General features: G+C 69.4%; 20 protein-coding genes. 11 read left to right on the forward strand and 9 right to left on the reverse strand.

The genetic code is table 11. The features are described 5' to 3' along the window. The first annotated feature begins 316 nt into the window (after window positions 1-316). Entirely contained in the window at window positions 317-1,897 is a 1,581-nt protein-coding gene (locus tag OP79_RS13430; RefSeq protein ID WP_033320383.1) for a protein kinase domain-containing protein, read from the forward strand. 103 nt (window positions 1,898-2,000) lie between these two features. Here OP79_RS13430 and OP79_RS13435 read toward each other — a convergent pair whose 3' ends face one another. After that, window positions 2,001-3,026, reverse strand: a complete 1,026-nt coding sequence (locus tag OP79_RS13435; RefSeq protein ID WP_033320384.1) for a phosphotransferase — start codon at window positions 3,024-3,026, stop codon at window positions 2,001-2,003. 457 nt (window positions 3,027-3,483) lie between these two features. Here OP79_RS13435 and pdhA point away from each other — a divergent pair, with 457 nt between their 5' ends. From pdhA to OP79_RS13450, 3 genes are read left to right on the forward strand one after another with little or no spacing between them, the layout of a single operon-like run. Next, a complete protein-coding gene (gene pdhA, locus OP79_RS13440; RefSeq protein WP_033320385.1) occupies window positions 3,484-4,650 on the forward strand; it encodes a pyruvate dehydrogenase (acetyl-transferring) E1 component subunit alpha in 1,167 nt (388 codons plus the stop codon). A 2-nt stretch (window positions 4,651-4,652) separates the two neighbouring features. Further along, window positions 4,653-5,633 (forward strand): alpha-ketoacid dehydrogenase subunit beta, encoded by a 981-nt coding sequence (locus OP79_RS13445; protein ID WP_033320386.1) that lies wholly within the window; start codon window positions 4,653-4,655, stop codon window positions 5,631-5,633. A gap of 10 nt (window positions 5,634-5,643) precedes the next feature. Then, window positions 5,644-7,113, forward strand: coding sequence for a dihydrolipoamide acetyltransferase family protein (locus OP79_RS13450; protein WP_033320387.1), 1,470 nt, complete (start codon window positions 5,644-5,646; stop codon window positions 7,111-7,113). 391 nt (window positions 7,114-7,504) lie between these two features. Here the strand turns inward: OP79_RS13450 and OP79_RS13455 are convergent, their stop codons facing one another. Next, window positions 7,505-8,404 carry a D-alanyl-D-alanine carboxypeptidase family protein gene (locus OP79_RS13455; protein ID WP_033320388.1) on the reverse strand — a complete coding sequence of 300 codons (900 nt, stop codon included), beginning with the start codon at window positions 8,402-8,404 and terminating at the stop codon, window positions 7,505-7,507. Between the two features lie 203 nt (window positions 8,405-8,607). Here OP79_RS13455 and OP79_RS13460 point away from each other — a divergent pair, with 203 nt between their 5' ends. Together OP79_RS13460 and OP79_RS13465 are read left to right on the forward strand one after the other, a co-directional pair. Further along, entirely contained in the window at window positions 8,608-9,309 is a 702-nt protein-coding gene (locus OP79_RS13460) for a GntR family transcriptional regulator (protein WP_033320389.1), read from the forward strand. Beyond that, window positions 9,306-10,619, forward strand: a complete 1,314-nt coding sequence (locus OP79_RS13465) for an MFS transporter (RefSeq protein WP_033320390.1) — start codon at window positions 9,306-9,308, stop codon at window positions 10,617-10,619. Before OP79_RS13460 ends, OP79_RS13465 begins: the two co-directional genes overlap by 4 nt. 156 nt (window positions 10,620-10,775) lie before the next feature. Here the strand turns inward: OP79_RS13465 and OP79_RS13470 are convergent, their stop codons facing one another. Continuing rightward, window positions 10,776-11,600 (reverse strand): maleylpyruvate isomerase family mycothiol-dependent enzyme, encoded by an 825-nt coding sequence (locus OP79_RS13470; RefSeq protein WP_033320391.1) that lies wholly within the window; start codon window positions 11,598-11,600, stop codon window positions 10,776-10,778. 137 nt (window positions 11,601-11,737) lie between these two features. On the opposite strand from OP79_RS13470, the gene OP79_RS13475 reads away from it, so the two are divergent. Beyond that, on the forward strand, window positions 11,738-12,541 hold the full coding sequence (locus OP79_RS13475) for a carbon-nitrogen family hydrolase (RefSeq protein WP_033320392.1): 804 nt from the start codon (window positions 11,738-11,740) through the stop codon (window positions 12,539-12,541). Window positions 12,542-12,563: 22 nt separating this feature from the next. Here the strand turns inward: OP79_RS13475 and OP79_RS13480 are convergent, their stop codons facing one another. After that, window positions 12,564-13,058, reverse strand: a complete 495-nt coding sequence (locus OP79_RS13480; RefSeq protein WP_033320393.1) for an LURP-one-related/scramblase family protein — start codon at window positions 13,056-13,058, stop codon at window positions 12,564-12,566. Continuing rightward, on the reverse strand, window positions 13,055-14,053 hold the full coding sequence (locus OP79_RS13485) for a GlxA family transcriptional regulator (RefSeq protein WP_033320394.1): 999 nt from the start codon (window positions 14,051-14,053) through the stop codon (window positions 13,055-13,057). The genes OP79_RS13480 and OP79_RS13485 overlap by 4 nt, the downstream gene beginning before the upstream one ends. A gap of 52 nt (window positions 14,054-14,105) precedes the next feature. On the opposite strand from OP79_RS13485, the gene OP79_RS13490 reads away from it, so the two are divergent. Then, on the forward strand, window positions 14,106-14,492 hold the full coding sequence (locus OP79_RS13490) for a cupin domain-containing protein (RefSeq protein WP_033320395.1): 387 nt from the start codon (window positions 14,106-14,108) through the stop codon (window positions 14,490-14,492). Window positions 14,493-14,537: 45 nt separating this feature from the next. Here the strand turns inward: OP79_RS13490 and OP79_RS13495 are convergent, their stop codons facing one another. The 3 genes from OP79_RS13495 to OP79_RS13505 form a co-directional block, all read right to left on the reverse strand. Beyond that, window positions 14,538-14,789, reverse strand: coding sequence for a DUF6458 family protein (locus OP79_RS13495; RefSeq protein WP_033320396.1), 252 nt, complete (start codon window positions 14,787-14,789; stop codon window positions 14,538-14,540). A gap of 128 nt (window positions 14,790-14,917) precedes the next feature. Then, window positions 14,918-16,216 carry a M18 family aminopeptidase gene (locus OP79_RS13500; protein WP_033320397.1) on the reverse strand — a complete coding sequence of 433 codons (1,299 nt, stop codon included), beginning with the start codon at window positions 16,214-16,216 and terminating at the stop codon, window positions 14,918-14,920. 165 nt (window positions 16,217-16,381) lie between these two features. Continuing rightward, a complete protein-coding gene (locus OP79_RS13505) occupies window positions 16,382-18,208 on the reverse strand; it encodes an acyl-CoA dehydrogenase (RefSeq protein ID WP_033320398.1) in 1,827 nt (608 codons plus the stop codon). Window positions 18,209-18,786: 578 nt separating this feature from the next. On the opposite strand from OP79_RS13505, the gene OP79_RS13510 reads away from it, so the two are divergent. The 3 genes from OP79_RS13510 (at window position 18,787) to OP79_RS13520 (ending at window position 20,635) form a co-directional block, all read left to right on the forward strand. Further along, window positions 18,787-19,260 carry an SseB family protein gene (locus OP79_RS13510; protein ID WP_033320399.1) on the forward strand — a complete coding sequence of 158 codons (474 nt, stop codon included), beginning with the start codon at window positions 18,787-18,789 and terminating at the stop codon, window positions 19,258-19,260. Between the two features lie 110 nt (window positions 19,261-19,370). Further along, on the forward strand, window positions 19,371-20,342 hold the full coding sequence (locus tag OP79_RS13515) for a pirin family protein (protein ID WP_033320400.1): 972 nt from the start codon (window positions 19,371-19,373) through the stop codon (window positions 20,340-20,342). Window positions 20,343-20,368: 26 nt separating this feature from the next. Beyond that, window positions 20,369-20,635 carry a hypothetical protein gene (locus OP79_RS13520; RefSeq protein ID WP_033320401.1) on the forward strand — a complete coding sequence of 89 codons (267 nt, stop codon included), beginning with the start codon at window positions 20,369-20,371 and terminating at the stop codon, window positions 20,633-20,635. On the opposite strand, the gene OP79_RS13525 is transcribed toward OP79_RS13520, so the two are convergent. After that, window positions 20,636-22,810: a SpoIIE family protein phosphatase gene (locus tag OP79_RS13525; protein ID WP_033320402.1), complete on the reverse strand. Its 2,175-nt coding sequence runs from the start codon at window positions 22,808-22,810 to the stop codon at window positions 20,636-20,638. Window positions 22,811-22,884 lie beyond the last annotated feature (74 nt).

Genomic DNA, 22,884 nt, shown 5'->3' on the forward strand with positions numbered 1-22,884 from the left:
GCGTGCGCCGTCGCGCGGACCAAAGCTGCTGGCGTGCTCCCGCGGCCGGTGATCCTTTGTCCATTCCCGGCCAAGTCTGCCCGAGGGCACTGACACGTCAAGCGCGGTGCCCGATCCGTGACCGTACGCGAAAGAAGAGTCGCGGAAGCGTTACAGGTGACGTGCGGCCGGTACACAGAATTTGCACCCGGAGACCCGCTACGGGTTTCATGACCCGTCCATCTCGGACCGGAGCCTCGTGTGGAGGCTGTAGCGTGGCCCGTTGGAGACGGTAACAACCACCGCGCGGACGCGGGTGAAACGACGGCGAGGACTGATGGCACAGCAGCAGCGCGCTCAGGGCCCGTCCGACCCCGAGGCGACTGGCGGCGGTATGTCAGATGCGCCGGACATGTGGGGTAACGGCGGGCTTGTCGGGGACGGCCGGTATCGGCTGACCAGCAGACTCGGCCGGGGCGGCATGGCCGAGGTGTTCGCCGCCGAGGACGTACGCCTGGGGCGTACGGTCGCGGTCAAGCTGCTCCGTTCCGACCTGGCCGAGGACCCGGTGTCCAAGGCCCGCTTCACGCGCGAGGCCCAGTCGGTGGCGGGCCTCAACCACCATGCGGTGGTGGCGGTCTACGACTCCGGCGAGGACGTGATCGCCGGCAACACCGTGCCGTACATCGTCATGGAGCTCGTCGAGGGCCGTACGATCCGCGATCTGCTGCTCAACGCCGAGGCACCCGGGCCCGAGCAGGCACTGATCATCGTCTCCGGTGTTCTTGAGGCGCTGGCGTACTCGCACCAGCACGGCATCGTGCACCGTGACATCAAGCCCGCGAACGTGATCATCACCAACGCGGGCGCGGTGAAGGTGATGGACTTCGGCATCGCGCGCGCCCTGCACGGCGCGCAGTCGACGATGACCCAGACCGGCATGGTCATGGGCACGCCCCAGTACCTCTCGCCCGAGCAGGCGCTCGGCAAGGCCGTCGACCACCGCAGCGACCTGTATGCGACGGGCTGTCTGCTGTACGAACTTCTCTCGCTGCGGCCGCCGTTCACGGGTGAGACCCCGTTGTCGGTGGTCTACCAGCACGTCCAGGACATTCCGGTGCCCCCTTCCGAAGCCTCGGACGTGGCGCCGCCGGAGCTGGACGGCCTGGTCATGCGCTCCCTCGCGAAGGACCCGGACGACCGGTTCCAGACCGCCGAGGAGATGCGCGGGCTTGTCCAGTACGCGCTGCAGATGCTGTACGACCAGGGCAGCCACACCGGCGGCAACTGGAACACCGGTCCCGTGATGATGCACGAGAGCGGCAGCACCCCGGCGATCGGCATGGCGGGTACGAACGTCATGCCGCACCACAGCGACTCGGGCACCACGCAGATCCCCTCCCCGATCCTGCCGAACCGCGGCTCGGGCGGCGACGACGGGGGTTTCGCGGGCAACGGCAACCGGGGCAGCGGGCGCGGCAAGCTGTGGATCCTGGCTGTACTCGCGGTGGTCGCCATCACGGCGGGCGTCGCGCTGGCCCTCCAGAACAAGGGCGGCGACGATGACGGGGACGGCGGCACCACGCAGTCGCCGACGACCTCGCAGACCGAGAAGGACCCGACGCCGAGCGAGAGCCCTTCGTCCGAGGCGACGGAAGAGGAAACGCAGGACGACGGCGCCGGCACTGGCGGTGACCAGGACTACACGCCGCCGACGTTCGAGCCGACGGACGACCCGACTCAGGAGCCGACGCAGAAGCCGACCGAACCCACGGGCGAGCCCACGCCCTCGGAGTCCACGCCGACAGAGCCGACGGATGATCCGTCTGTCGAGCCGACGGATGATCCGTCTGTCGAGCCGACGGATGATCCGTCGGATGCCGCCGTCGGTGGTGTCGGCGACCCGGGCGAGCAGTAACCGATCCCGAAGCACCCTCCACGCGCGCGTGCGGCCCGAAAACGGGCTCCACGCGCGCGTGCCGTTCGGCAGGCTCCACGCGCGCGTGCCCTGTGGCCGCGCCTCACCCCACGAACGCCTCGCAGACCGCCGCGTACTCCTTCGTCCACCACACGGCGAGCGCGGAAACCGCCGGGAACTGCGGGTCGGCGCGGGTGTCCCCGCGCTCGTAGTGCCAGCGCAGTATCCAGAAGTCGTTGAGCCGCTCCCACCACACGCGGTGCACGGCAGCCGAGAGTTCGACCGGGCCGGCATGCGCGGAACGCCGGTACGCGCGCGCGTAGGCCCGCACTTTCGCCAGATCGAGAGCACCGTCGGGACGTACGAAGAAGATCACCGCAGCGCGTACGGCCTCCTCGGCCCGCGGCTGGACGCCGAGGCGGTCCCAGTCGACGATCGCGGCGGGAGCATCGCCCTTGTAGAGCACGTTGAAGGGATGGAAGTCCCCGTGCACCCAGCCGACCGAACCGCCCTGCGGCGGGCGCCGGTCGGCGTGCCGCTCCAGGAGAGCCCGCCGTTCCAGGAGCCGGTGGCGGGCCAGCTCGTCGAAGGCGTCCGGCGGGCGGTGGCGGCGCACCCGGGCGAGCAGGTCGTCGATGAGCGCGAAGGCGTCGGCGGGATCGGCGCTCTCTGCCCGGGCCTCGGCCCGCCGCCGTGGCATCACCCGCTCCAGGGAGGCGTGTACGACACCCAGGAGCGCCCCGAGGCGCCGGCACTGCTCCTCGGTCAGCTGGGCGCCGTCGCGGTGGCGGCCGTCGATCCAGGGGTGCAGTGCGTAGGCGTGGCCGCCGATGACGGCGACCGTACGGCCGTCGGTGCCGGCCAGCGGCGGGGCCACCGGGACGCCGAGGTCGGCTAGGCGCCGGGTCGCGCGGTGCTGACGGGCGATCGCGGCCGGGTCGGCGGTCTCGGGGTCGAAGTGGTGCTTGAGGAAGTACCGGCCGCGGGTCGTGGCGAGCCGGTAGCCGCGGTTGAGCAGCCCCTGGTCGACGGGTTCGCAGGCCAGGGGGCTCCCGGCGGCGTAGCGCCGCAGCAGGGCGCCCAGTGGGGGCGCGGGGGAGGGAGCGGGGAGTACAGATGAGCGCGGCACGCGCCAGATGTTAGGGCACGGGACATGCCGTTGACCTTGCGTTTGTCACAGACGGTGTCCATGTGGTTCTGGATGGTGCTGGATGGCGTCCCCGCTCGGCCACAAGTGCGCTCATTGCTCCACCGAGGCGAACTCTTCCCGTCCCCAGGGTGACCGGGATAACGTGCCGGTGTTCCGGCCCCCTGCAAGGCTGTGACCAGCGGCTGTTCCCGACCTGCGCGAACTGTTAGGAAATCCGAACTAGAGGTTACTTGGATATCCAAGCAAAAATGCAGGTCAGGAGGGGTTTCCCACAGGTGTGGGGCACTGGGTAACGTGCCTGTTGCAGGGCGCTCGCCGGGGCACCTGTCACGCCTGTTCCCGGCCGAGGGCACCTACCCGTGCACGGGTACCGGAACAGGCGAGCCGCACTGGTCACCCGGCAATCCCGGGGGGCCGGACCGACGGAGGAGCACACGTGACCGTGGAGAGCACTGCCGCGCGCAAGCCGCGACGCAGCGCCGGTACGAAACGCACCAGCGCCAAGAAGCCACCGAGCCCGAGCACCGAGCTCGTGCAGCTGCTGACGCCGGAGGGCAAGCGCGTCAAGCACGCCGAGTACGACCCGTACGTCGCCGACATCACCCCCGAAGAGCTGCGCGGTCTGTACCGAGACATGGTGCTCACCCGCCGCTTCGACGCCGAGGCGACCTCACTGCAGCGCCAGGGCGAGCTGGGCCTGTGGGCCTCACTGCTCGGCCAGGAGGCCGCCCAGATCGGCTCCGGGCGGGCCCTGCGCGACGACGACTACGTCTTTCCGACCTACCGCGAGCACGGCGTCGCCTGGTGCCGCGGCGTCGACCCGACCAATCTGCTCGGCATGTTCCGCGGCGTGAACAACGGCGGCTGGGACCCCAACAGCAACAACTTCCACCTCTACACGATCGTCATCGGCTCGCAGACCCTGCACGCCACCGGCTACGCGATGGGCGTGGCCAAGGACGGCGCGGACTCGGCCGTGATCGCGTACTTCGGAGACGGCGCCTCCAGTCAGGGCGATGTTGCCGAATCGTTCACCTTCTCCGCGGTCTACAACGCCCCCGTGGTGTTCTTCTGCCAGAACAACCAGTGGGCGATCTCCGAGCCCACCGAGAAGCAGACCCGCGTCCCGCTCTACCAGCGCGCGCAGGGCTACGGCTTCCCGGGCGTACGCGTCGACGGCAATGACGTACTGGCCTGCCTGGCCGTCACCAAATGGGCCCTGGAGCGGGCCCGCAGGGGCGAGGGACCCACCCTCGTCGAGGCGTTCACGTACCGCATGGGCGCGCACACCACCTCCGATGACCCGAGCCGCTATCGGCACGACGACGAGCGGATTTCGTGGGAGGCGAAGGACCCGATCCAGCGCCTGCGCAGCTATCTCGCGTCCGAAACTGACACGGATGAGGGGTTTTTCGGGGAACTCGAAGCCGAGAGCGAGGCGTTGGGCAGGCGAGTGCGCGAAGTGGTACGTGCCATGCCGGACCCGGACCACTTCGCCATCTTCGAGAACGTGTACGCGGACGGGCACGCGCTCGTCGACGAGGAGCGGGCCCAGTTCGCCGCCTACCAGGCGTCGTTCGTTGCGGAAGGGGAGGGCGAGTAGCGATGGCGGCAGAAAAGATGGCGCTGGCCAAGGCGATCAACGAATCGCTGCGTACGGCCCTCGACACCGACCCCAAGGTCCTGATCATGGGCGAGGACGTCGGCAAGCTCGGCGGTGTCTTCCGTGTCACCGACGGTCTGCAGAAGGACTTCGGCGAGGACCGGGTCATCGACACCCCGCTCGCCGAGTCGGGCATCGTCGGCACGGCGATCGGCCTGGCGCTGCGCGGCTACCGCCCGGTGGTGGAGATCCAGTTCGACGGCTTCGTCTTCCCGGCGTACGACCAGATCGTCACGCAGCTCGCGAAGATGCACGCGCGAGCGCTCGGTAAGATCAAGCTGCCGGTCGTCATCCGTATTCCGTACGGCGGCGGAATCGGCGCCGTCGAGCACCACTCCGAGTCCCCGGAGGCGCTGTTCGCGCATGTGGCGGGCCTGAAGGTGGTCTCGCCGTCGAACGCGAGCGATGCCTACTGGATGATGCAGCAGGCCATCCACAGCGACGACCCGGTGATCTTCTTCGAGCCCAAGCGGCGCTACTGGGACAAGGCCGAGGTCGACCCCGAGGCGATCCCCGGGCCGCTGCACAAGGCTCGTGTGGTGCGTGAGGGCAGCGACCTGACGCTGGCCGCGTACGGCCCGATGGTGAAGGTCTGCCAGGAGGTCGCGAACGCCGCCCAGGAGGAGGGCAAGTCGCTGGAGGTCCTGGACCTGCGCTCGGTCTCGCCGATCGACTTCGACACCGTCCAGGCCTCGGTCCAGAAGACCGGCCGCCTGGTCGTGGTCCACGAGGCCCCGGTGTTCTTCGGCTCCGGAGCGGAGATCGCCGCGCGTATCACGGAGCGGTGCTTCTACCACCTGGAGGCACCCGTCCTGAGGGTCGGCGGCTACCACGCCCCGTATCCGCCGGCACGCCTGGAGGACGAGTACCTGCCGGGCCTGGACCGGGTGCTCGATGCCGTCGACCGCTCGCTGGCGTACTGAGGAGAGGGTCGTGACGACGATGACGGAAGCGTCCGTGCGGGAGTTCAAGATGCCCGACGTGGGCGAGGGACTCACCGAAGCCGAGATCCTCAAGTGGTACGTCCAGCCCGGTGACACCGTCACGGACGGGCAGGTGGTCTGCGAGGTCGAGACGGCGAAGGCGGCCGTCGAGCTGCCGATTCCGTACAACGGGGTGGTGCGGGAGCTTCGCTTCCCCGAGGGGACGACGGTCGACGTGGGCACGGCGATCATCACGGTCGACGAGGGCGGTGGGGATGCCGGGGCCGGTGGGGCCGGTGGTGCTCCTTCGGTCGCGGAGTCCGAGACGTCTGCCGAGACTCCGGCTCAGGCTCCGGCTCCGCCCGCACCACAGGCGCCGAAGCCCGAGGGGCGCAAGCCGGTCCTGGTCGGGTACGGCGTGGCCGAGGCGTCGACGAAGCGGCGTCCCCGTAAGGGGGTTCCGGTTCAACAGGCCCAGGCCCAGGCACGGGCCCAGCAGCCCGAGGCGGCGGCTGCGGTCCAGGGTGAGCTGAACGGGCACACGAGTCCTGTGGACCGCCCGTCTCCGGTGGGCCGTCCTCTGGCGAAGCCGCCGGTGCGCAAGCTGGCCAAGGACCTGGGTGTGGACCTGGCGACGGTCACCCCGTCCGGTCCGGACGGGGTCATCACGCGCGAGGACGTGTACGCGGCGTCGGCGCCCCCGGCTCCCGAGCCGGTGCAGACCCCTGTAGCCGCTCCATCACCGGCGCAGGCACCGGCGGCGGTGTCGCACGAAGGCGCCCGTGAGACCCGTATCCCCATCAAGGGCGTCCGCAAGGCCACGGCGACCGCGATGATCGACTCGGCGTTCACGGCACCGCATGTCACGGAGTTCGTGACGGTCGACGTGACCCGCACGATGAAGCTCATCGAGGAGCTCAAGCAGGACAAGGACCTCGCGGGCCTGCGCGTGAACCCCCTCCTGCTCATCGCCAAGGCCCTCCTGGTGGCAATCAAGCGAAACCCCGAGGTGAACGCGTCCTGGGACGAGGCGAACCAGGAGATCGTGCTCAAGCACTACGTGAACCTGGGCATCGCGGCGGCCACCCCCCGCGGCCTGATCGTCCCGAACATCAAGGACGCCCACACCAAGACCCTGCCCGAACTGGCGCAGGCACTCGGCGAGTTGGTGTCAACAGCCCGCGAGGGCAGGACATCCCCCGCTGCCATGCAGGGTGGTACGGTCACGATCACGAACGTCGGAGTCTTCGGCGTCGACACGGGTACGCCGCTCCTCAACCCTGGCGAGTCCGCGATCCTCGCCGTCGGCACCATCAAGCTCCAGCCCTGGGTCCACAAGGGCAAGGTGAAGCCCCGCCAGGTCACCACGCTGGCGCTCAGCTTCGACCACCGTCTGGTGGACGGCGAACTGGGCTCCAAGGTGCTGGCGGATGTGGCGGCGATCCTGGAGCAGCCGAAGCGGCTGATCACTTGGGCGTGAGGCTGTCGACCGGGTAGGTCCAACGATGAAGGGGGCGCCGCAAGTTCGGATTGCGGCGCCCCTTTTGCCAGGGGCCGTACCGACCGGACGAACAGTTCCTGGTCGGATACCGGGTGACCGGGGTCGACAGCCTGGAACGGGCGGTGGAGATCGCCGCTCGGATCTACGTGTCCCCTGGCCCGGGCGGTGAGTCCGTGAATCCCGGTGGAGCTTCACGCCGTTCCGCCGCGCCCTGCGTGAGTGCCTGCGTTCAGAAACGGGTGGCCCCGGCGCCGCTGGCCGGCGCCGGGGTTCGGAGAGGGCCCGCAGCATGCCGTGTAGGCGCCGGCGGGCCTTCTCCGTCGTACCTCTGGAGCCGACGCTCTGACGTCAGCCTCCAAGAGCGAGCGCTCTACCGCGCGAAGGCGTAATTCATCATCTTCTTCGCGTCCGATGCGCGGCTCGTCGACGAAGTCGACGCGAGCACCGTGCCGATGACCGTCTTGCCGTTGCGGGTGGCGGCGAAGACCAGGCAGTACCCAGCCTCCGGGCCGGAGCCGGTCTTGACGCCGATGGCGCCGGTGTAGGTGCCGAGGAGGGGGTTCGTGTTCGTCCACGGCGCCATCGTGCGGGTGCCGCCGGTCCTCGTCGTCGTCTTCGCTGTGTACGACTTCGTCTTGACGATCGAGCGGAACGTGGAGTTCTTCATCGCACTGCTGGCGATCTTCGTCAGGTCGCGCGGCGTGGAGTAGTTCGCGCCCCTGCCGATGCCGTCGAACGAGTCGAAGTGAGTGTTCGCCAGGCCGAGGTCCCTGGCCTGCTTGTTCATCTTGCCGATGAACGACTTCACGCGGGCGGCCCGCGTCGTGCCGGAGCCGAACTTGTCGGCGAGCGCGTACGCGGCGTCGCAGCCGGACGGCAGCATCAGCCCGTACAGCAGCTGACGGACCGTTACCTTGTCGCCGACGATCAGCTTGGCGTTCGAGGCCCAGTTGTTCTGGACGATGTAGTCGCTGTACGCCTTCTGGACCGTGACCTTGGCGTCCAGGTTGAGGTTCGGCTGCGACAGTACGACCTTCGCGGTCATGATCTTCGTGGTCGAGCCGGTGGAGCGGCGGGTGTCCGCGGCCTTCGTGTAGAGCGTCCTGGCCGTGCCGTTGTTCATCACGTAGCCGCCCTTGGCGGCGATCGTGGGCGCGGTGAGGGCCGTTGCGGGCGCCGCGGTGAGGGCTCCGGTCGCGAACATGGCTCCGGTGGTCATGACCACGGCGGCAGCTCTGCGGAACCGTACGCCCTTGATGCCGGTTTTCAAGTCGAGTACCCCGATTGCGTTGAGTGCCTCAAATGCCCTGAATGGGCGGTCGCTTGAGCGAGTCGCCGTCTCCTGCGACACGTATGACACGTAAGTAGCACAGATGGATGTACCGCTCGTAGGGCGGGGTCCACATTGACGCCACACGTCCGCATCCTGGACGGCCCGCGACGATGCGTACGTGTTGTATCTATGCTGTGCGCATGCCTGCAGCGCCCTCCCCGACATCGACCGACACCGTGTCCGGACCAGCCAAGCAGCCGCCCGCCAAACAACCTCCCGCCGCCGAACGCGTCTACGCCCACGTCAAGCAGGGCGTCCTGGAGCGCCGGTACGAGGGCGGAACGCTGCTCACCGAGGGCGAGCTGGCCGAGGCGGTCGGGGTGTCACGAACCCCCGTGCGCGAGGCGCTGCTGAAGCTCGAGGTCGAGGGGCTGATCAAGCTCTACCCGAAGAAGGGCGCGCTGGTCCTGCCCGTCTCCGCGCAGGAGATCGCCGATGTCGTGGAGACCCGGCAGCTCGTCGAGGAGCACGCGATCCGCAAGGCGGTGCCGGCCTCGCCCGCGCTCATCGAGCGCCTCACGCAGCTCCTGGAGAAGCAGCGGGAGCAGGCCGAGGCCGGCGACCTGGCGGCAGCCGCCGTCACCGACCGCTGCTTCCACGCCGAGATCGTCCGCAGTGGAGGGAACGCGATCCTCTCGCGGCTCTACGACCAGCTCCGCGACCGGCAGTTGCGTATGGGCGTCGCCGTCATGCACGCCCACCCCGACCGCGTCACCAAGACGCTCACCGAGCACCGCGAGATCCTCGAAGCGCTGCGCTCCGGCGACGCGGAGGCGGCCGTCGACCTGGTCCACCGGCACGTCAGCTGGTTCTCCAACCTCGCCCGGGGTGAGGTCCGATGACCGTTGGGGGACGCTCCACGACCGCTGCCCTCCCCGGCGATCCGCCCGGCGGCCGCCGGGCCGTCCTCGTCTGGTCCGTCGGCGTCGCCGTCTACTTCGTCGCGGTCATCTTCCGTACGTCCCTGGGGGTGGCCGGACTCGACGCCGCCGACCGCTTCGACGTGGGCGCCTCCGCGCTGTCCACCTTCTCGATCCTCCAGCTCCTCGTCTACGCGGGCATGCAGATACCCGTCGGCCTGCTGGTGGACCGGCTCGGCACCAAGAAGGTGCTGACCATCGGCGTGGTCCTGTTCACGGCAGGTCAGCTGGGCTTCGCCTTCTCGCCCTCGTACGGGATGGCGCTGGCCGCTCGCGCGCTGCTCGGCTGCGGTGACGCGATGACGTTCATCAGCGTGCTGCGGCTCGGCGCGCGCTGGTTCCCGGCCCGGCGCGGCCCGATGGTCGCGCAGATGGCGGGCCTGGTGGGCATGGCGGGCAACCTCGTCTCGACGCTCGTCCTGGCCCGGCTGCTGCACGGCGTCGGCTGGACCGCGGCCTTCGCGGGCAGCTCGCTCGCGGGCGTCCTCGTCCTCGTACTCATGCTGCTGTTCCTCAAGGACCACCCCGAGGGACACGAGCCGGAGCCGTTCCCGCACTACGGCGCCGCGTATGTGCGCCGGCAGATCGCCGCGTCCTGGCGGGAGCCCGGGACGCGGCTGGGGCTGTGGGTGCACTTCACCACGCAGTTCCCGGCGATGGTGTTCCTGCTGCTGTGGGGCCTGCCCTTCCTCGTCGAGGCGCAGGGTCTTTCGCGGGCGACGGCCGGTGAGCTGCTGACACTGGTCGTGCTCTCCAACATGGCCATCGGCCTGGTGTACGGGCAGATCGTCGCCCGGCACCACGCGGCACGGCTTCCGCTGGCGCTCGGCACGGTGCTGTCGACGGCGGCCGTCTGGGCCGCCACGCTCGCATACCCCGCCGACCATGCCCCGATGTGGCTGCTGATCGTGCTCTGCACGGTGCTCGGCGCCTGCGGCCCCGCCTCGATGATCGGCTTCGACTTCGCTCGCCCCGCGAACCCGCCCGAGCGTCAGGGCACGGCCTCCGGAATCACGAACATGGGCGGTTTCGTCGCCTCGATGACGACGCTGTTCGCGATCGGTGCGCTGCTGGACGCCACCGGTGACGACTACGGCGTCGCCTTCTCCACGGTGTTCGTGCTCCAGGCGCTCGGCCTCGGCCAGATCCTCCGCCTGCGCCGCCAGGCCGCCCGCCGCGAGCGCGAACGGCTGGTCGCGAGCCGGGTGGAGACGGTGCACGTGCCCGCGTGACGCGTGGCGGTTCTTCGTAACTGCCCTTCGCGGTACGGCGCGGGCCAGGTGTGCGACAGCCTGACGGCGGGCCACGAGGCGAACACCCCCGCGCCCGCCGGGGCCCGATCCCCGCTCAGGCGTCCGGCGCACCCGCGGCCCTCGCCGATGCGTGCGCTACTGCGTGACCACGAAGTGCCGCAGGATCGCCGCCGCCAGCTCCGGATCGCCCTCCGTCTTGATGCGGTCCGCCACCGAGTCGACGGTGACCCGGCCGCAGGCCAGCCGGAAGTACGTCTCCCAGTCGAGCGTGAGGGTGGCCGCCGGACCGAGCGAGACGGCGCCGTCTATCGTGCCGTGGCCCTCGGAGTCGACGCGGACCGTGCGCAGGAAGTCGACCGGTCCGTGCACGTCGAAGACGACCGCGGAGTTCGCGGGCGCGCCCGCCTCCTTGGCGACGACCTTCGGCAGCACGGCGAGCAGATCGTCCCGCACGATGTACGCACCCGGCGAGTCCAGATTGCCCGGCCGGCCGAGCGCGGCGCGCAGGTCCTGCTCGTGCACCCAGACGTCGAACGCGCGGTACCGCATGGACTGTTCGAGGGTGATCTCCGAGCCCAGCGGACCGCGCACCTTGGCGTGCGGCTCGCGCGACTCGTTCCGCAGCTGCCGGTTGCGGCGGATGATCGTGTACTCCAGCTCGGACGTCATCTCCGGTGCCGTGTGGTGACGGCGTACGTCGACCTGCATCTCCATGTACCGCTGGTGCTCGTTCGACACGTGGTACAGATCGCGCGGCAGCGTGTGGATCGGGCGCGGGTCGCCGAGCATCTCGCAGTCCATACCGATCACATGCGAGACCACATCGCGGACCGACCAGCCCGGGCAGGGGGTCCGCCGGTTCCACTCACCCTCCACGAGCGGCTGCACCAGCTCGGATATCGCTTCCACTGAGTGGGTCCAGGCGTCGGCATAGTTCTGAAGACTGGGATGGAGACTCACGGGACCCCTCGGGCGGTTCGTGCGCGGGCATAGGTGTCTTGGACCGCTAAGTTACGCTGCTGCAAGGCACCCCGGCAGTGCTTTCGTGTGACGATCGTAGGCCCGTTTCGCGGGTCGAATGCCAGGACGGTGGTAGTGTGCGCGCCTCCCTCATCCAGATCGGTGTATACGACGGCAAAGGGGGCGAATCGATCGACGCGCGCCGACAGCGTGTGGCCGCCCTCGTCCGCGAGCAGGCCGGTGCCGATCTGGTCGTGCTGCCCGAACTGTGGACAACGGGGGCGTTCGCCTACGAGTCCTTCGGGACTCAGGCCGAGCCGCTGCACGGGCCGACGTACGAGGTGATGGCCAAGGCGGCGAGCGACGCGGGCGTATGGCTGCACGCGGGCTCCATCCCCGAGCGGGACCCCGACGGCCTCCTCTACAACACCTCACTCGTCTTCTCCCCCTCCGGCGAACTGGCCGCCTCGTACCGAAAGATCCACCGCTTCGGCTTCGACAAGGGCGAGGCGGTGCTGATGAGCGCGGGCGCCGATGTCGTCACCGTACGACTGCCGTCGACCACGCTCGGCCTGGCGACCTGCTACGACCTCCGCTTCCCCGAGCTCTTCCGCCGCCTCGTCGACGCCGGCGCCGAAACCCTCGTCATCCCCGCCGGCTGGCCCGAACGCCGCCGCTCCCACTGGACGCTGCTGGCCCAGGCCCGCGCGGTGGAGAACCAGTCCTACGTCCTCGCGTGTGGAACGGCCGGTACGCATGCGGGAGTTCCGCAGGCCGGTCACTCGATCGTGGTGGATCCGTGGGGCGAGGTACTGGCGGAGGCGGGCGCGGACGAGGAGGTGCTCACGGTGGAGTTCGACCCGGGGAAGGTGGGCGTGACGAGGGATCAGTTCCCGGCGCTGAAGGACCGGATGCTGGGGCTGGAGCCCCCTGGCCGTTAGCTCTCAGTCCTCCCGTTGGCTCTCAGTCCTCCCGTTCCTTCTCGGCCAGATGGATCACGCACACCGCCACCGCGATCAGCAGCGCCGGGTCCGCGTCCTCCCGTACGATGTCGACGCCGTACGTCTCCCGCACGTGAAGCCGGCGCCGGGAGATGACGGCGAGCAGCTCACCGTCGTACTCGATGGCGAATTCGCGGTCGAGGATCTTGCCGCTGACGTCCAGTTCCGTGCTGCCGTCCGCCAGGGCCACCCGGTAGTGGTTGCGCAGCAACGACAGCCGTTTGCGTCTGATCCGCGCGAGCGGCCCGCCGTCCCGCTCGATCACCATCGTGTCCCGCAGGGCGAACATCTTCTGGCGGATGTCGATCAGGACGCGCCCCTGGGTGTCCTTCAGCTCGAAGGTGTCCCGCAGCCGCATGGCTTTGCCGTCGACGAGGAAGACCTTGTTGCCGCGGTCGTCCTCGATCCAGTAGTCGTCACCGATGCCGAGGAGCCGGTCGCGTACGAGGAATTTCATGTATGCAGCGGTTCCCCGGCGGCCGGTCCGAAACGCCGCCGGTAGGCCGATGGGCTGAGCCCGGTCTCGCGTCGCACGCGCGCGCGTAGGTTCGCGGCCGTCCCCAGCCCGCTCCGGGCGGCCACCACGTCCAGCCGCTCCTCCCCCCGCTCGATCAGTCGGCAGGCCAGCGCCACCCTCTCCCCTGTCAGCCAGGCCAGCGGAGTCGTACCGAGCTGGGTGCGGAAGCGCCGGTGCAGCGTCGCGGGGCTGACCGCCGCACGCGCCGCCAAGTCCGCCACCGTCAGCGGCTCGCCCAGCCGCTCCTGAGCCCACGCCAGCAGGGGCCCCAGCGACTCGTCGGGCACGTCCGGCACCGGGCGCTCTACGAACTGCCGCTGTCCGCCGTCCCGGTGAGCGGCGAACACCAGCCGGCGGGACACCATGTTGGCGATTTCGGCGCCGTGGTCGCGCCGTATGACGTACAGCCCGAGGTCGAGCGCGGCCGCGCTGCCCGCGGCGGTCAGGACGTCGCCCTCGTCGACGAAGAGCACGTCCGGCTCCAGCAGCACCTTCGGGTGCAGTTCCTGGAAGGCGGCGGCCCACATCCAGTGAGTGGTGGCCCGGCGGCCGTCGAGCAGACCGGCCTCGGCCAGCGCGAAGGTGCCCGTGCAGAAGCTCATGATGCGTGCCCCGCGGGCGTGGGTGCGCCGGATGGCGTCCAGGACGGCAGGCCCGCGCGGTACGACGTTGTCGGGCCGGCCCGGTACGACGAGGGTGTCCACCGTGTCGACGACGTCCAGGCCGTGCACACCGGTCACCGTGAAGAATCCGTGGTTCATCCGCACCTCGGGCGCGGGTGTGCACAGCATGACCTCGTACAGCGGTCCGGGGAGGCCCAGTTCGGGCCGCGGCAGCCCGAACAGCTCGGTGGCGACACCGACCTCGAACGGGTTGGTGCCCTCGTCCACGATCACGGCGACCTTGTGCGGACAGTGCGAGGATCCTTGCGGCATATGCGATTCCTAGCACTCGTGCGACGCCGGGACCACCCCGCACGATGAGCCCATGGAACCCATCTCGCTGGAAACGGCCCTCTCCTCCTTCACGGAAACGTGGAGCCCCCGAATCGTGACGGCCGTCAACGACTACGACGTCCGCGTGGCCAAGGTCGAGGGCGAGCACCTCTGGCACGTCCACGACCACACCGACGAGTTCTTCCTGGTCCTGAACGGCGAACTGCACATCGCCCTGCGCGAACCGGCCGGCGAGCGCACGGTCGTCCTGCCCCGGGGCGCCGTCTTCACAGTCCCGCGCGGCACCGAGCACAAGCCGTACGCTCCCGTCCCCACCGAGATCCTCGTCCTCGAACCGACCGGCACCTCCACCGTCGGCGACCGCCACGACGAGGTACCGGACCATGTGGACGCGACTACGGGGCACGCGCTGGCCTGACCCGTCACCGAACGGTGCCGTGGCCGGCGGTCGAGGGAGTGGCGATCAGATGCCGTAACCGTCGCTGTATCCGTCCCGGCGGCTGTGGTGCCGTTCCTCGTCGATCACCGGTGTCGTGGGCGGCACCACCACACGCCGGCGCTTGGCGACACTGCTGAACGTCGCGACGCCGATCAGGCCGACGACGATCAGGATGATTCCGACCAGGTCGAGGTTGACTCCCTGCATGTCCCAGTCGGTCGCGAACGTGAGGATGGCCCCCACCGCGATCAGAATGATGCAACCACCAAGACCCATGAGTCCGGCCTCCCTGTGCTGTCCGTCTTCAACGGCTGTTGCGGACCCGGGCCGGGTACCCTCCGCCGGACCGGCCATGCGGAGGCGAGCACTCACTTCATGCGGAAGCTCGGGGAGAACTGTCCCAACTAACCCTCCAGGAACGCCACCAACGCGTTCGCCAGCAGGAACGGGTCCTCCGTGGCGCACAGTTCGCGGGCGCTGTGCATGGAGAGGATGGCCACGCCGATGTCGACCGTCTTGATGCCGTGGCGGGCGGCGGTGATGGGGCCGATGGTCGTGCCGCAGGGCATCGAGTTGTTGGAGACGAAGGACTGGAAGGGTACGGCGGCCTTCTCGCAGGCGGCGGAGAAGACCGCGCGGCCCGAACCGTCCGTGGCGTAGCGGTTGTTGACGTTGACCTTGAGGATGGGGCCGCTGCCCGCGCGCGGGTGGTGCGTCGGGTCGTGGCGCTCGGCGTAGTTCGGGTGGACCGCGTGGCCCGTGTCGGAGGACAGGCAGACCGTGCCGGCGAAGGCGCGCGCCCGGTCCTCGTACGTACCGCCGCGCGCGAACACCGAACGCTCCAGCACATTCCCGAGCAGCGGACCGTCCGCCCCCGTGTCCGACTGCGAGCCGTTCTCCTCGTGGTCGAACGCCGCGAGCACCGGGATGTACGGGAGGGCCGAATCGCAGGTCGCGACGGCCGCCAACGCGGCCGTACCGGCGTGCACGGACAGGAGGTTGTCCATACGCGGGCCGGCGACCAGCTCCTTGTCCCGGCCCAGGTACGACGGCGGCTCGATGGAGTGCGTCATCAGGTCCCAGCCGGTGACCTCGCCCTCGGCCAGCCCTGACTCCTGCTCCAGGAAACGGATCAGATCCCCGTCGCGTACGTCGTTGCCGAGGCCCCAGATCGGCTGGAGATGCCGCTGCTTGTCGAGCTTGAGGCCCTCGGAGGTGACCGATCGGTCCAGGTGGATGGCGAGTTGGGGGACTCGCAGCAGGGCGCGGTCGATGTTCACCAGGCGGGTCGTGCCGTCGCGCAGCGAGAGCCGGCCGGCGAGGCCCAGGTCCCGGTCCAGCCAGGAGTTGAGCAGCGGGCCGCCGTAGATCTCGACCGCGACCTGGCGCCAGCCGTGCGCACCGCTGTCCGGCCGCGGCTTCACACGCAGGTTGGGGGAGTCGGTGTGCGCCCCGACGATCCGGAAGGGCGTGTGCGGTTCGGCGCCCTCGGGCACGTACCAGGCCACGATCGCGCCCCCGCGCACCACGTACTTCCCGCCGTGCGCCCCCTCCCACGCGTCCGTCTCGGCGACCTGCCGGAAGCCGGCCTTCTCCAGCCGCTCGGCCGCGTTCGCCACCGCGTGATACGGCGACGGGCTGGCCGTCAGGAAGGACATGAGGTCGTCGGTATGGCCGCGATCGAAGCGTGGGGGTGTGCGCATGGGTTCACCTTAACGACGTACGAGGGCCCGCTCCCGGCGATGGGGAACGGGCCCTCGTAAGGGGTATGTGGAGGGGACCGCCGACCGGAAGGTCACTTTCCGGTACGGCTCCGGTATGGGCGTAAACGCTCCTGGAAAGGCCGCCTCGTATGTACGGAAGCGTTCCTAGAAGGCCGCTTCGTCGAGCTCCATCAGCTCCAGGTCGGTGCCCTCGGCGAGCTTGCGCGCACCGGTGACGCCCGGCAGGACGTTCGCCGCGAAGAACTTGGCCGCGGCGATCTTGCCGGTGTAGAAGGCCTTGTCCTTGGCCGGCGCCGTCTCCAGCTTCTCGGCCGCGACCGCGGCACCCTTCAGCAGCAGGTAGCCGACGACCACGTCACCGGAGGCCATCAGCAGGCGGGTGGTGTTGAGCCCGACCTTGTAGATGTTCTTGACGTCCTGCTCGGTGGCCGCGAGGTCCGTGAGCATCAGGCCGACGATGGCCTCCAGCTCGACGGCGGCCTTGGCGAGCTGCTCGCGGGCGGCCGACAGCTCCTCGCCACCCGTACCGAGCGCCAGGAACTTCTTGATGTCCTCGGCGAGCGAGTTCAGCGCCGCGCCCTGGTTGCGGACGATCTTCCGGAAGAAGAAGTCCTGGCCCTGGATCGCGGTGGTGCCCTCGTAGAGAGTGTCGATCTTGGCGTCCCGGATGTACTGCTCGATCGGGTACTCCTGCAGGAAGCCGGAGCCGCCGAAGGTCTGCAGGGACTGCGCGAGCTGCTCGTACCCCTTCTCGGAGCCGTAGCCCTTCACGATCGGCAGAAGCAGGTCGTTCAGGGCCTCGAGGGCGGCGGTGTCCTCGCCCGCGGCCTCCTTGACCATGATCTCGTCCTGGATCGACGCGGTGTACATGACGAGGGAGCGCATGCCCTCCGCGTACGCCTTCTGCGTCATCAGCGAGCGGCGCACGTCCGGGTGGTGCGTGATGGTGACCTTGGGGGCGGTCTTGTCCATGAAGTTCGCGAGGTCCGGGCCCTGGACGCGCTCCTTGGCGTACTCGAGGGCGTTCAGGTAACCCGTCGACAGCGTCGAGATCGCCTTCGTGCCGACCATCATCCGGGCGAACTCGATGATCCGGAACATCTGGCGGATGCCGTCGTGCTTGTCGCCGATCAGCCACCCCTTGGCGGGGTGGCGGTCGCCGAAGGTCATCTCGCAGGTGTTGGAGGCCTTGAGCCCCATCTTGTGCTCGACGTTCGTCGCGTACACGCCGTTGCGCTCGCCCAGCTCGCCGGTCTCGAAGTCGAAGAGGTACTTCGGTACGAGGAAGAGGGACAGGCCCTTGGTGCCGGGACCGGCACCTTCCGGCCGCGCGAGCACGTAGTGAAGGATGTTCTCCTCCATGTCGTGCTCACCGGACGTGATGAAGCGCTTGACGCCCTCGATGTGCCAGGAGCCGTCCTCCTGCTGAACCGCCTTGGTGCGCCCGGCGCCCACGTCCGAGCCCGCGTCGGGCTCGGTGAGCACCATCGTCGAGCCCCAGGTCCTGTCCACGGCTATCTGGGCGATGTGCTTCTGCTGCTCGGTGCCCTCGTCGAAGAGGATGCGGGCGAACGCCGGGCCGGAGGAGTACATCCACACCGCCGGGTTGGCGCCCAGAACCAGCTCCGCGTACGACCAGATCAGGGACGGCGGGGCGGTCGTGCCGCCGATCTCCTCGGGCAGGCCGAGCCGCCAGTACTCGGAGTCCATGAAGGCCTTGTAGCTCTTCTTGAAGCTGTCCGGTACGGGCGCGGTGTTGGTCTCCGGGTCGAAGACCGGCGGGTTGCGGTCCGCGTCCGCGAAGGACTCCGCCAGCTCGTTCTCCGAAAGTCGGGTCAGCTCTTCGAGGATGCTCTTGGCGGTCTCGGTGTCCATCTCCGCGAACGGGCCGGTGCCGTACAGCTTGTCGCGCCCGAGCACCTCGAAGAGGTTGAACTCGATGTCGCGGAGATTCGACTTGTAGTGCCCCATGGCGACGGCTCCGTTAAGGGATCGGGTGAGGTTGGTGATTCCTCAGACCTAGGTTCGTGTACAGCAAACAGCCACGATGATGCTACCCGTGGGTAATAAGAATCAACCCCTAGCGGCTCAAGTGTGAGGTAACCCTCCGGGTTCGGGCGGGTGGGTTTGTGGTGGGTTCGGTTCGTGAGCGAGTGCGGGCACGTCGTGGCTGGTCGCGCCCCGCGGCGGAGCCGCATACGTCACAGCCCCGCGCCCCTAAAAGCAAAAGCCTGCAGCTCCCCGGGGAAGCCCGCACCCCCAACCACCCGCAGCTTCCCTCCGGCGGGAGGGGTCGTGGGCCGGTGCGTCCTATGCCCGTCGCTTAGCTCCGGTCTCGGAGAACCCGCACCCTGTACCAGCTAAGGGCCGTATGCCCGCCCTGCGACGGGCTGACGCACCGGCCCACGACCCCGCACCCCCACCCACCTAGGGGCGCGGGGAACGGCGCGACCAGCCACACTCAACCCGCACTCAACAACGAACCCACCCGCCCAACCGCCGGAGGCACCCCGCCCAACCGCCGGAGGCAACCGGCTACTCTGACCCCCATGTACGGCTACGACCAGACCGCGGGCCCCGGCCAGCAGCAGTACGCGCAGCCTCAGCCGCCGCCCCAGCCCGGTGGGTATGGCCAGCAGAGCGGGCCGCTGTACCCCGAGCCGTCGCCGCCCTCGCTCGCGGACGCGGTGCGCGCGTTCACCACGGGGGCGATCTCCGCCGAGGACTTCCAGCAGGTCTTCGCCACGTCCAAGGTCTACTGCCCGCGCGGTGACAACCCCGGCTTCCTGGCGCTGCACAACACCCAGCAGCCCGTGATCCCGATGTTCACCTCGCTCAAGGAGCTGCGCCGGTACGCCGGCAAGGAGTCCAAGTACTTCGTGATCACCGGTGCCGAGGTGATCGACCTGCTCCCCACCGGCTATGGCTTCGTCCTCGACATGGAGGGCGAGCACCGCATGGTCTTCGACGCGAAGGCGGTCGAGCAGATGGTCGACTTCGCGATGCGCCGAATGTACGGCTGACGTGCCCCGACACCGTGCGCGCCCGGAGGGAATTCCCTCCGGGCGTTCTCTGTTCTGGGTAGCAGGAAGTTCAAGAATCAACTAATCTCGGAACACAAGGAGGTACCGACATGCCTGCAGTGACCGTCGAGAACCCGCTGACGCTGCCCCGTGTGGTGGCGCCGGCCGAGGCCGTGGCGCGTCCCGTACTCGCCGTGACCACCGCGCCGAGCGGTTTCGAGGGCGAGGGCTTCCCGGTCCGCCGTGCGTTCGCCGGGATCAACTACAAGTACCTCGACCCGTTCATCATGATGGACCAGATGGGCGAGGTGGAGTACGCGCCAGGGGAGCCGAAAGGGACCCCGTGGCACCCGCACAGAGGCTTCGAGACCGTCACGTACATCATCGACGGGATCTTCGACCACCAGGACTCCAACGGTGGTGGCGGCACCATCACCAACGGTGACACCCAGTGGATGACGGCCGGCTCGGGGCTCCTGCACATCGAGGCTCCGCCGGAGTCGCTGGTCATGTCCGGCGGGCTGTTCCACGGCTTGCAGCTGTGGGTGAACCTGCCTGCCAAGGACAAGATGATGGCCCCGCGCTACCAGGACATCCGCGGTGGCCAGGTGCAGCTCCTCACCACCCCCGACGGCGGCGCGCTGCTGCGTGTCATCGCCGGTGAGCTGGACGGTCACCAGGGGCCCGGCATCACGCACACGCCGATCACGATGATCCACGCGACGGTGGCGCCCGGCGCCGAGCTCACGCTGCCCTGGCGCGAGGACTTCAACGGTCTGGCGTACGTCCTCGCCGGGCGCGGCAGTGTCGGTACGGACCGTCGGCCCATCCACAGCGGCCAGACCGCGGTCTTCGGCACCGGCTCCTCGCTGACCATCCGCGCGGACGAGACGCAGGACTCCCACACCCCGGACCTGGAGGTCGCGCTCCTGGGCGGGCAGCCGATCCGTGAGCCGATGGCGCACTACGGGCCCTTCGTGATGAACACCCGCGAGGAGCTTCAGCAGGCCTTCGAGGACTTCCAGAAGGGACGGCTGGGTACGATTCCGGCCGTGCACGGGATGGCCGAGGGCGGTCTCTGACAGTACGGAACGGAAGGACGACGGGCATGGCGCAGGAGAATCCGGAGTTCCACCTCGTGTTCCATCCCGTCGTCGGGGAGCCGCTGGCCGTCAGGAGCCGTGACTTCGAGTCGCTGGAGTCGGCGGTGGACAGCGTGACCATGGCGCTGGAGCAGGGGCACACCCTGCGCTTCGAGCAGAACGGCCGTGACGGCGTCGACAGTGGGACCGTGCTGGTCAACTGTTCCAACGTCGTCGCGGTCAAGGTGCGGCCGGTGTCGGCGACAGGCGCCGACGACGGCCAGTACCTGTGATCACGTACCGGTGATCGTCTCGGGCTTCCCGGCGCCGTCCGGTTCGTAGAGCTCGAACCAGATGCTCTTGCCCTCGCCCCGCGGGTCCACTCCCCAGGCGTCCGAGAGCAGCTCCATGAGCATCAGGCCCCGCCCGGAGGACGCCAGTTCTCCGGGCTGGCGCTTGTGGGGCAGGGCGTCGCTGCGGTCGGTGACCTCGACCCGGATCCGGCGGGAGCCCGCCTCGCCCGTCATCTCGGCGACGAGCAGCGCGTCGGCGTCCGTGTGTACGAGTACGTTCGTGACCATCTCCGAGGCCAGCAGCACCGCCGAGTCGACCTGGTCCTCGGAGGCCCAGTCGTGCAGCAGCTCTCTCAGCTGCTGGCGGGTGTCCGCGACCCGCTCGGGCTCGTCCTGTGCGACGGTCAGCACGGTGCGGCGTACGGACGTCCGTGCCGCCGGCTGGTCGCCGCAGCCGCAGCCCTCCCCCTGCCGGCACAGCAGCAGGACGGCGATGTCGTCCTCGCGGCGGTCCACGAGCGGCCCGGTCGTGTGGTGCGAGGAAGGCCCGTGCACGGCCTGGACCAGTGCGTCGGCCAGCGCCTCCAGGTCGCTCTGCTCGCCGTCGTGGCTCTCCAGGATCTTGCGGATCCTGAGCCAGCCGGTGTCGAGGTCGTGCCCGCCGGTCTCGATGAGCCCGTCCGTGCAGATCAGCATGGTCTCGCCGGGTTCCAGGGCGAGCCGGGTCGTCGGATAGTCCGCGTCCGGGTCGATGCCGAGCGGCAGTCCGCCCGCGGTCGGCCGGGTCAGCACGGTCCCGTCGGCCATCCGGATCGCCGGGTCCGGGTGCCCGGCACGGGCGATGTCCAGTACGCCGGTCGCGGGGTCGACCTCCACGTACAGGCAGGTCGCGAAGCGCAGGTCGGCGGCCTCCTCGTCGGACGTCATCCCGTACAGGAACCGCGAGGCGCGCGACAGTACGGCGTCGGGGCGGTGCCCTTCGGAGGCGTACGCCCTGAGCGCGATCCGCAGCTGGCCCATCAATCCGGCGGCGCGTACGTCATGGCCCTGGACGTCGCCGATGACGAGGGCGAATCTGCCTCCCCCGGGCTTGGCCGGGGAGGTGCCTCCGGGGAGCGGGATCATGTCGTACCAGTCGCCGCCGACCTGGAGCCCGCCGCCGGTGGGCACGTACCGCGCGGCCACGCTCATGCCCGGGATCTGCGGCCCTAGGTTGGGCAGCATCGAGCGCTGGAGGCCGTCGGTCAGCTCGCGCTCCGACTCGGCGGTACCGGCGCGCGAGAGGGCCTGCGCGAGCATGCGGGCCACGGTGGTGAGGACGGAGCGTTCGTCGGGCGTGAAGGAGACGGGGTAGGTGAAGGCCGCCATCCAGGCGCCCATCGTGCGGCCCGCGACGACGAGCGGCAGGAACGCCCACGACTGCCGCCCGAAGCCCTGGGCGAACGGCCAGGAGGCGGGGAAGCGTTTCCGGTAGTCCCTCGGGGAGGAGAGATAGACGGCACGGCCGGTGCGTACGACCTCCGCGGCCGGATGGTCCGTCTCCATGGACATCGCGGAGAACGGGCCCTCGTCGTCGGAGTGGTGCCCGTGGTGGCCGATGAGCGTCAGCCGGTCGCCCTGCGTGCCGTAGACGGCCAGTCCGTCCGGTGAGAACCCGGGCATCGACAGGCCGGCCGCGACCCGCAGCACTTCCGCCGTGGACCGCGCCTCGGCCAGTGCGCGCCCGGCGTCCAGCAGGAACGCCTCGCGCGAGCGGCGCCAGTCGCCGGTGACGGCCGTGCGGGCGGCGGCGCCCGGCGGTGGCTCGGAGACCTCCTGGAGGGTGCCGACCAGCTGGTAGGAGCGCGATTCGGTGTCGTACGACGGCTTGGAGCGGCTGCGCACCGTACGCAGTACGCGGCCCTGGTCGTCCATGACCCGCATCCGGAGTTCGGCGATGGTGCCCTCGGAGGCGGCGAGCTGGACGACGGGTTTGACCTCGTTCCAGTCGACGGGGTGGAAGCGGGCGCGGGCGCCGGCTTCCGTGAGCGTCATCGGCTCGGCGGGAAGTCCGAGCAGCCGTGCGGCCTCGGCATCCAGAGTGACCAGTTCGGCCGCGTTGTCCCAACGCCACAGGCCGGTCGCGAGGGTGGCCAGGACGTCCCCCACGGCGGGCAGGGGCTCACCAGTGCGCATTGGGACACTGTAGGAAGAGGTGATCGTGAGAAGCCACCAAAGGGAGAAAGGCCACCCCTCAGAGAGGTGGACCG

This window comes from Streptomyces yerevanensis (assembly GCF_000716805.1).
GTDB lineage: Bacteria > Actinomycetota > Actinomycetes > Streptomycetales > Streptomycetaceae > Streptomyces > Streptomyces flaveus.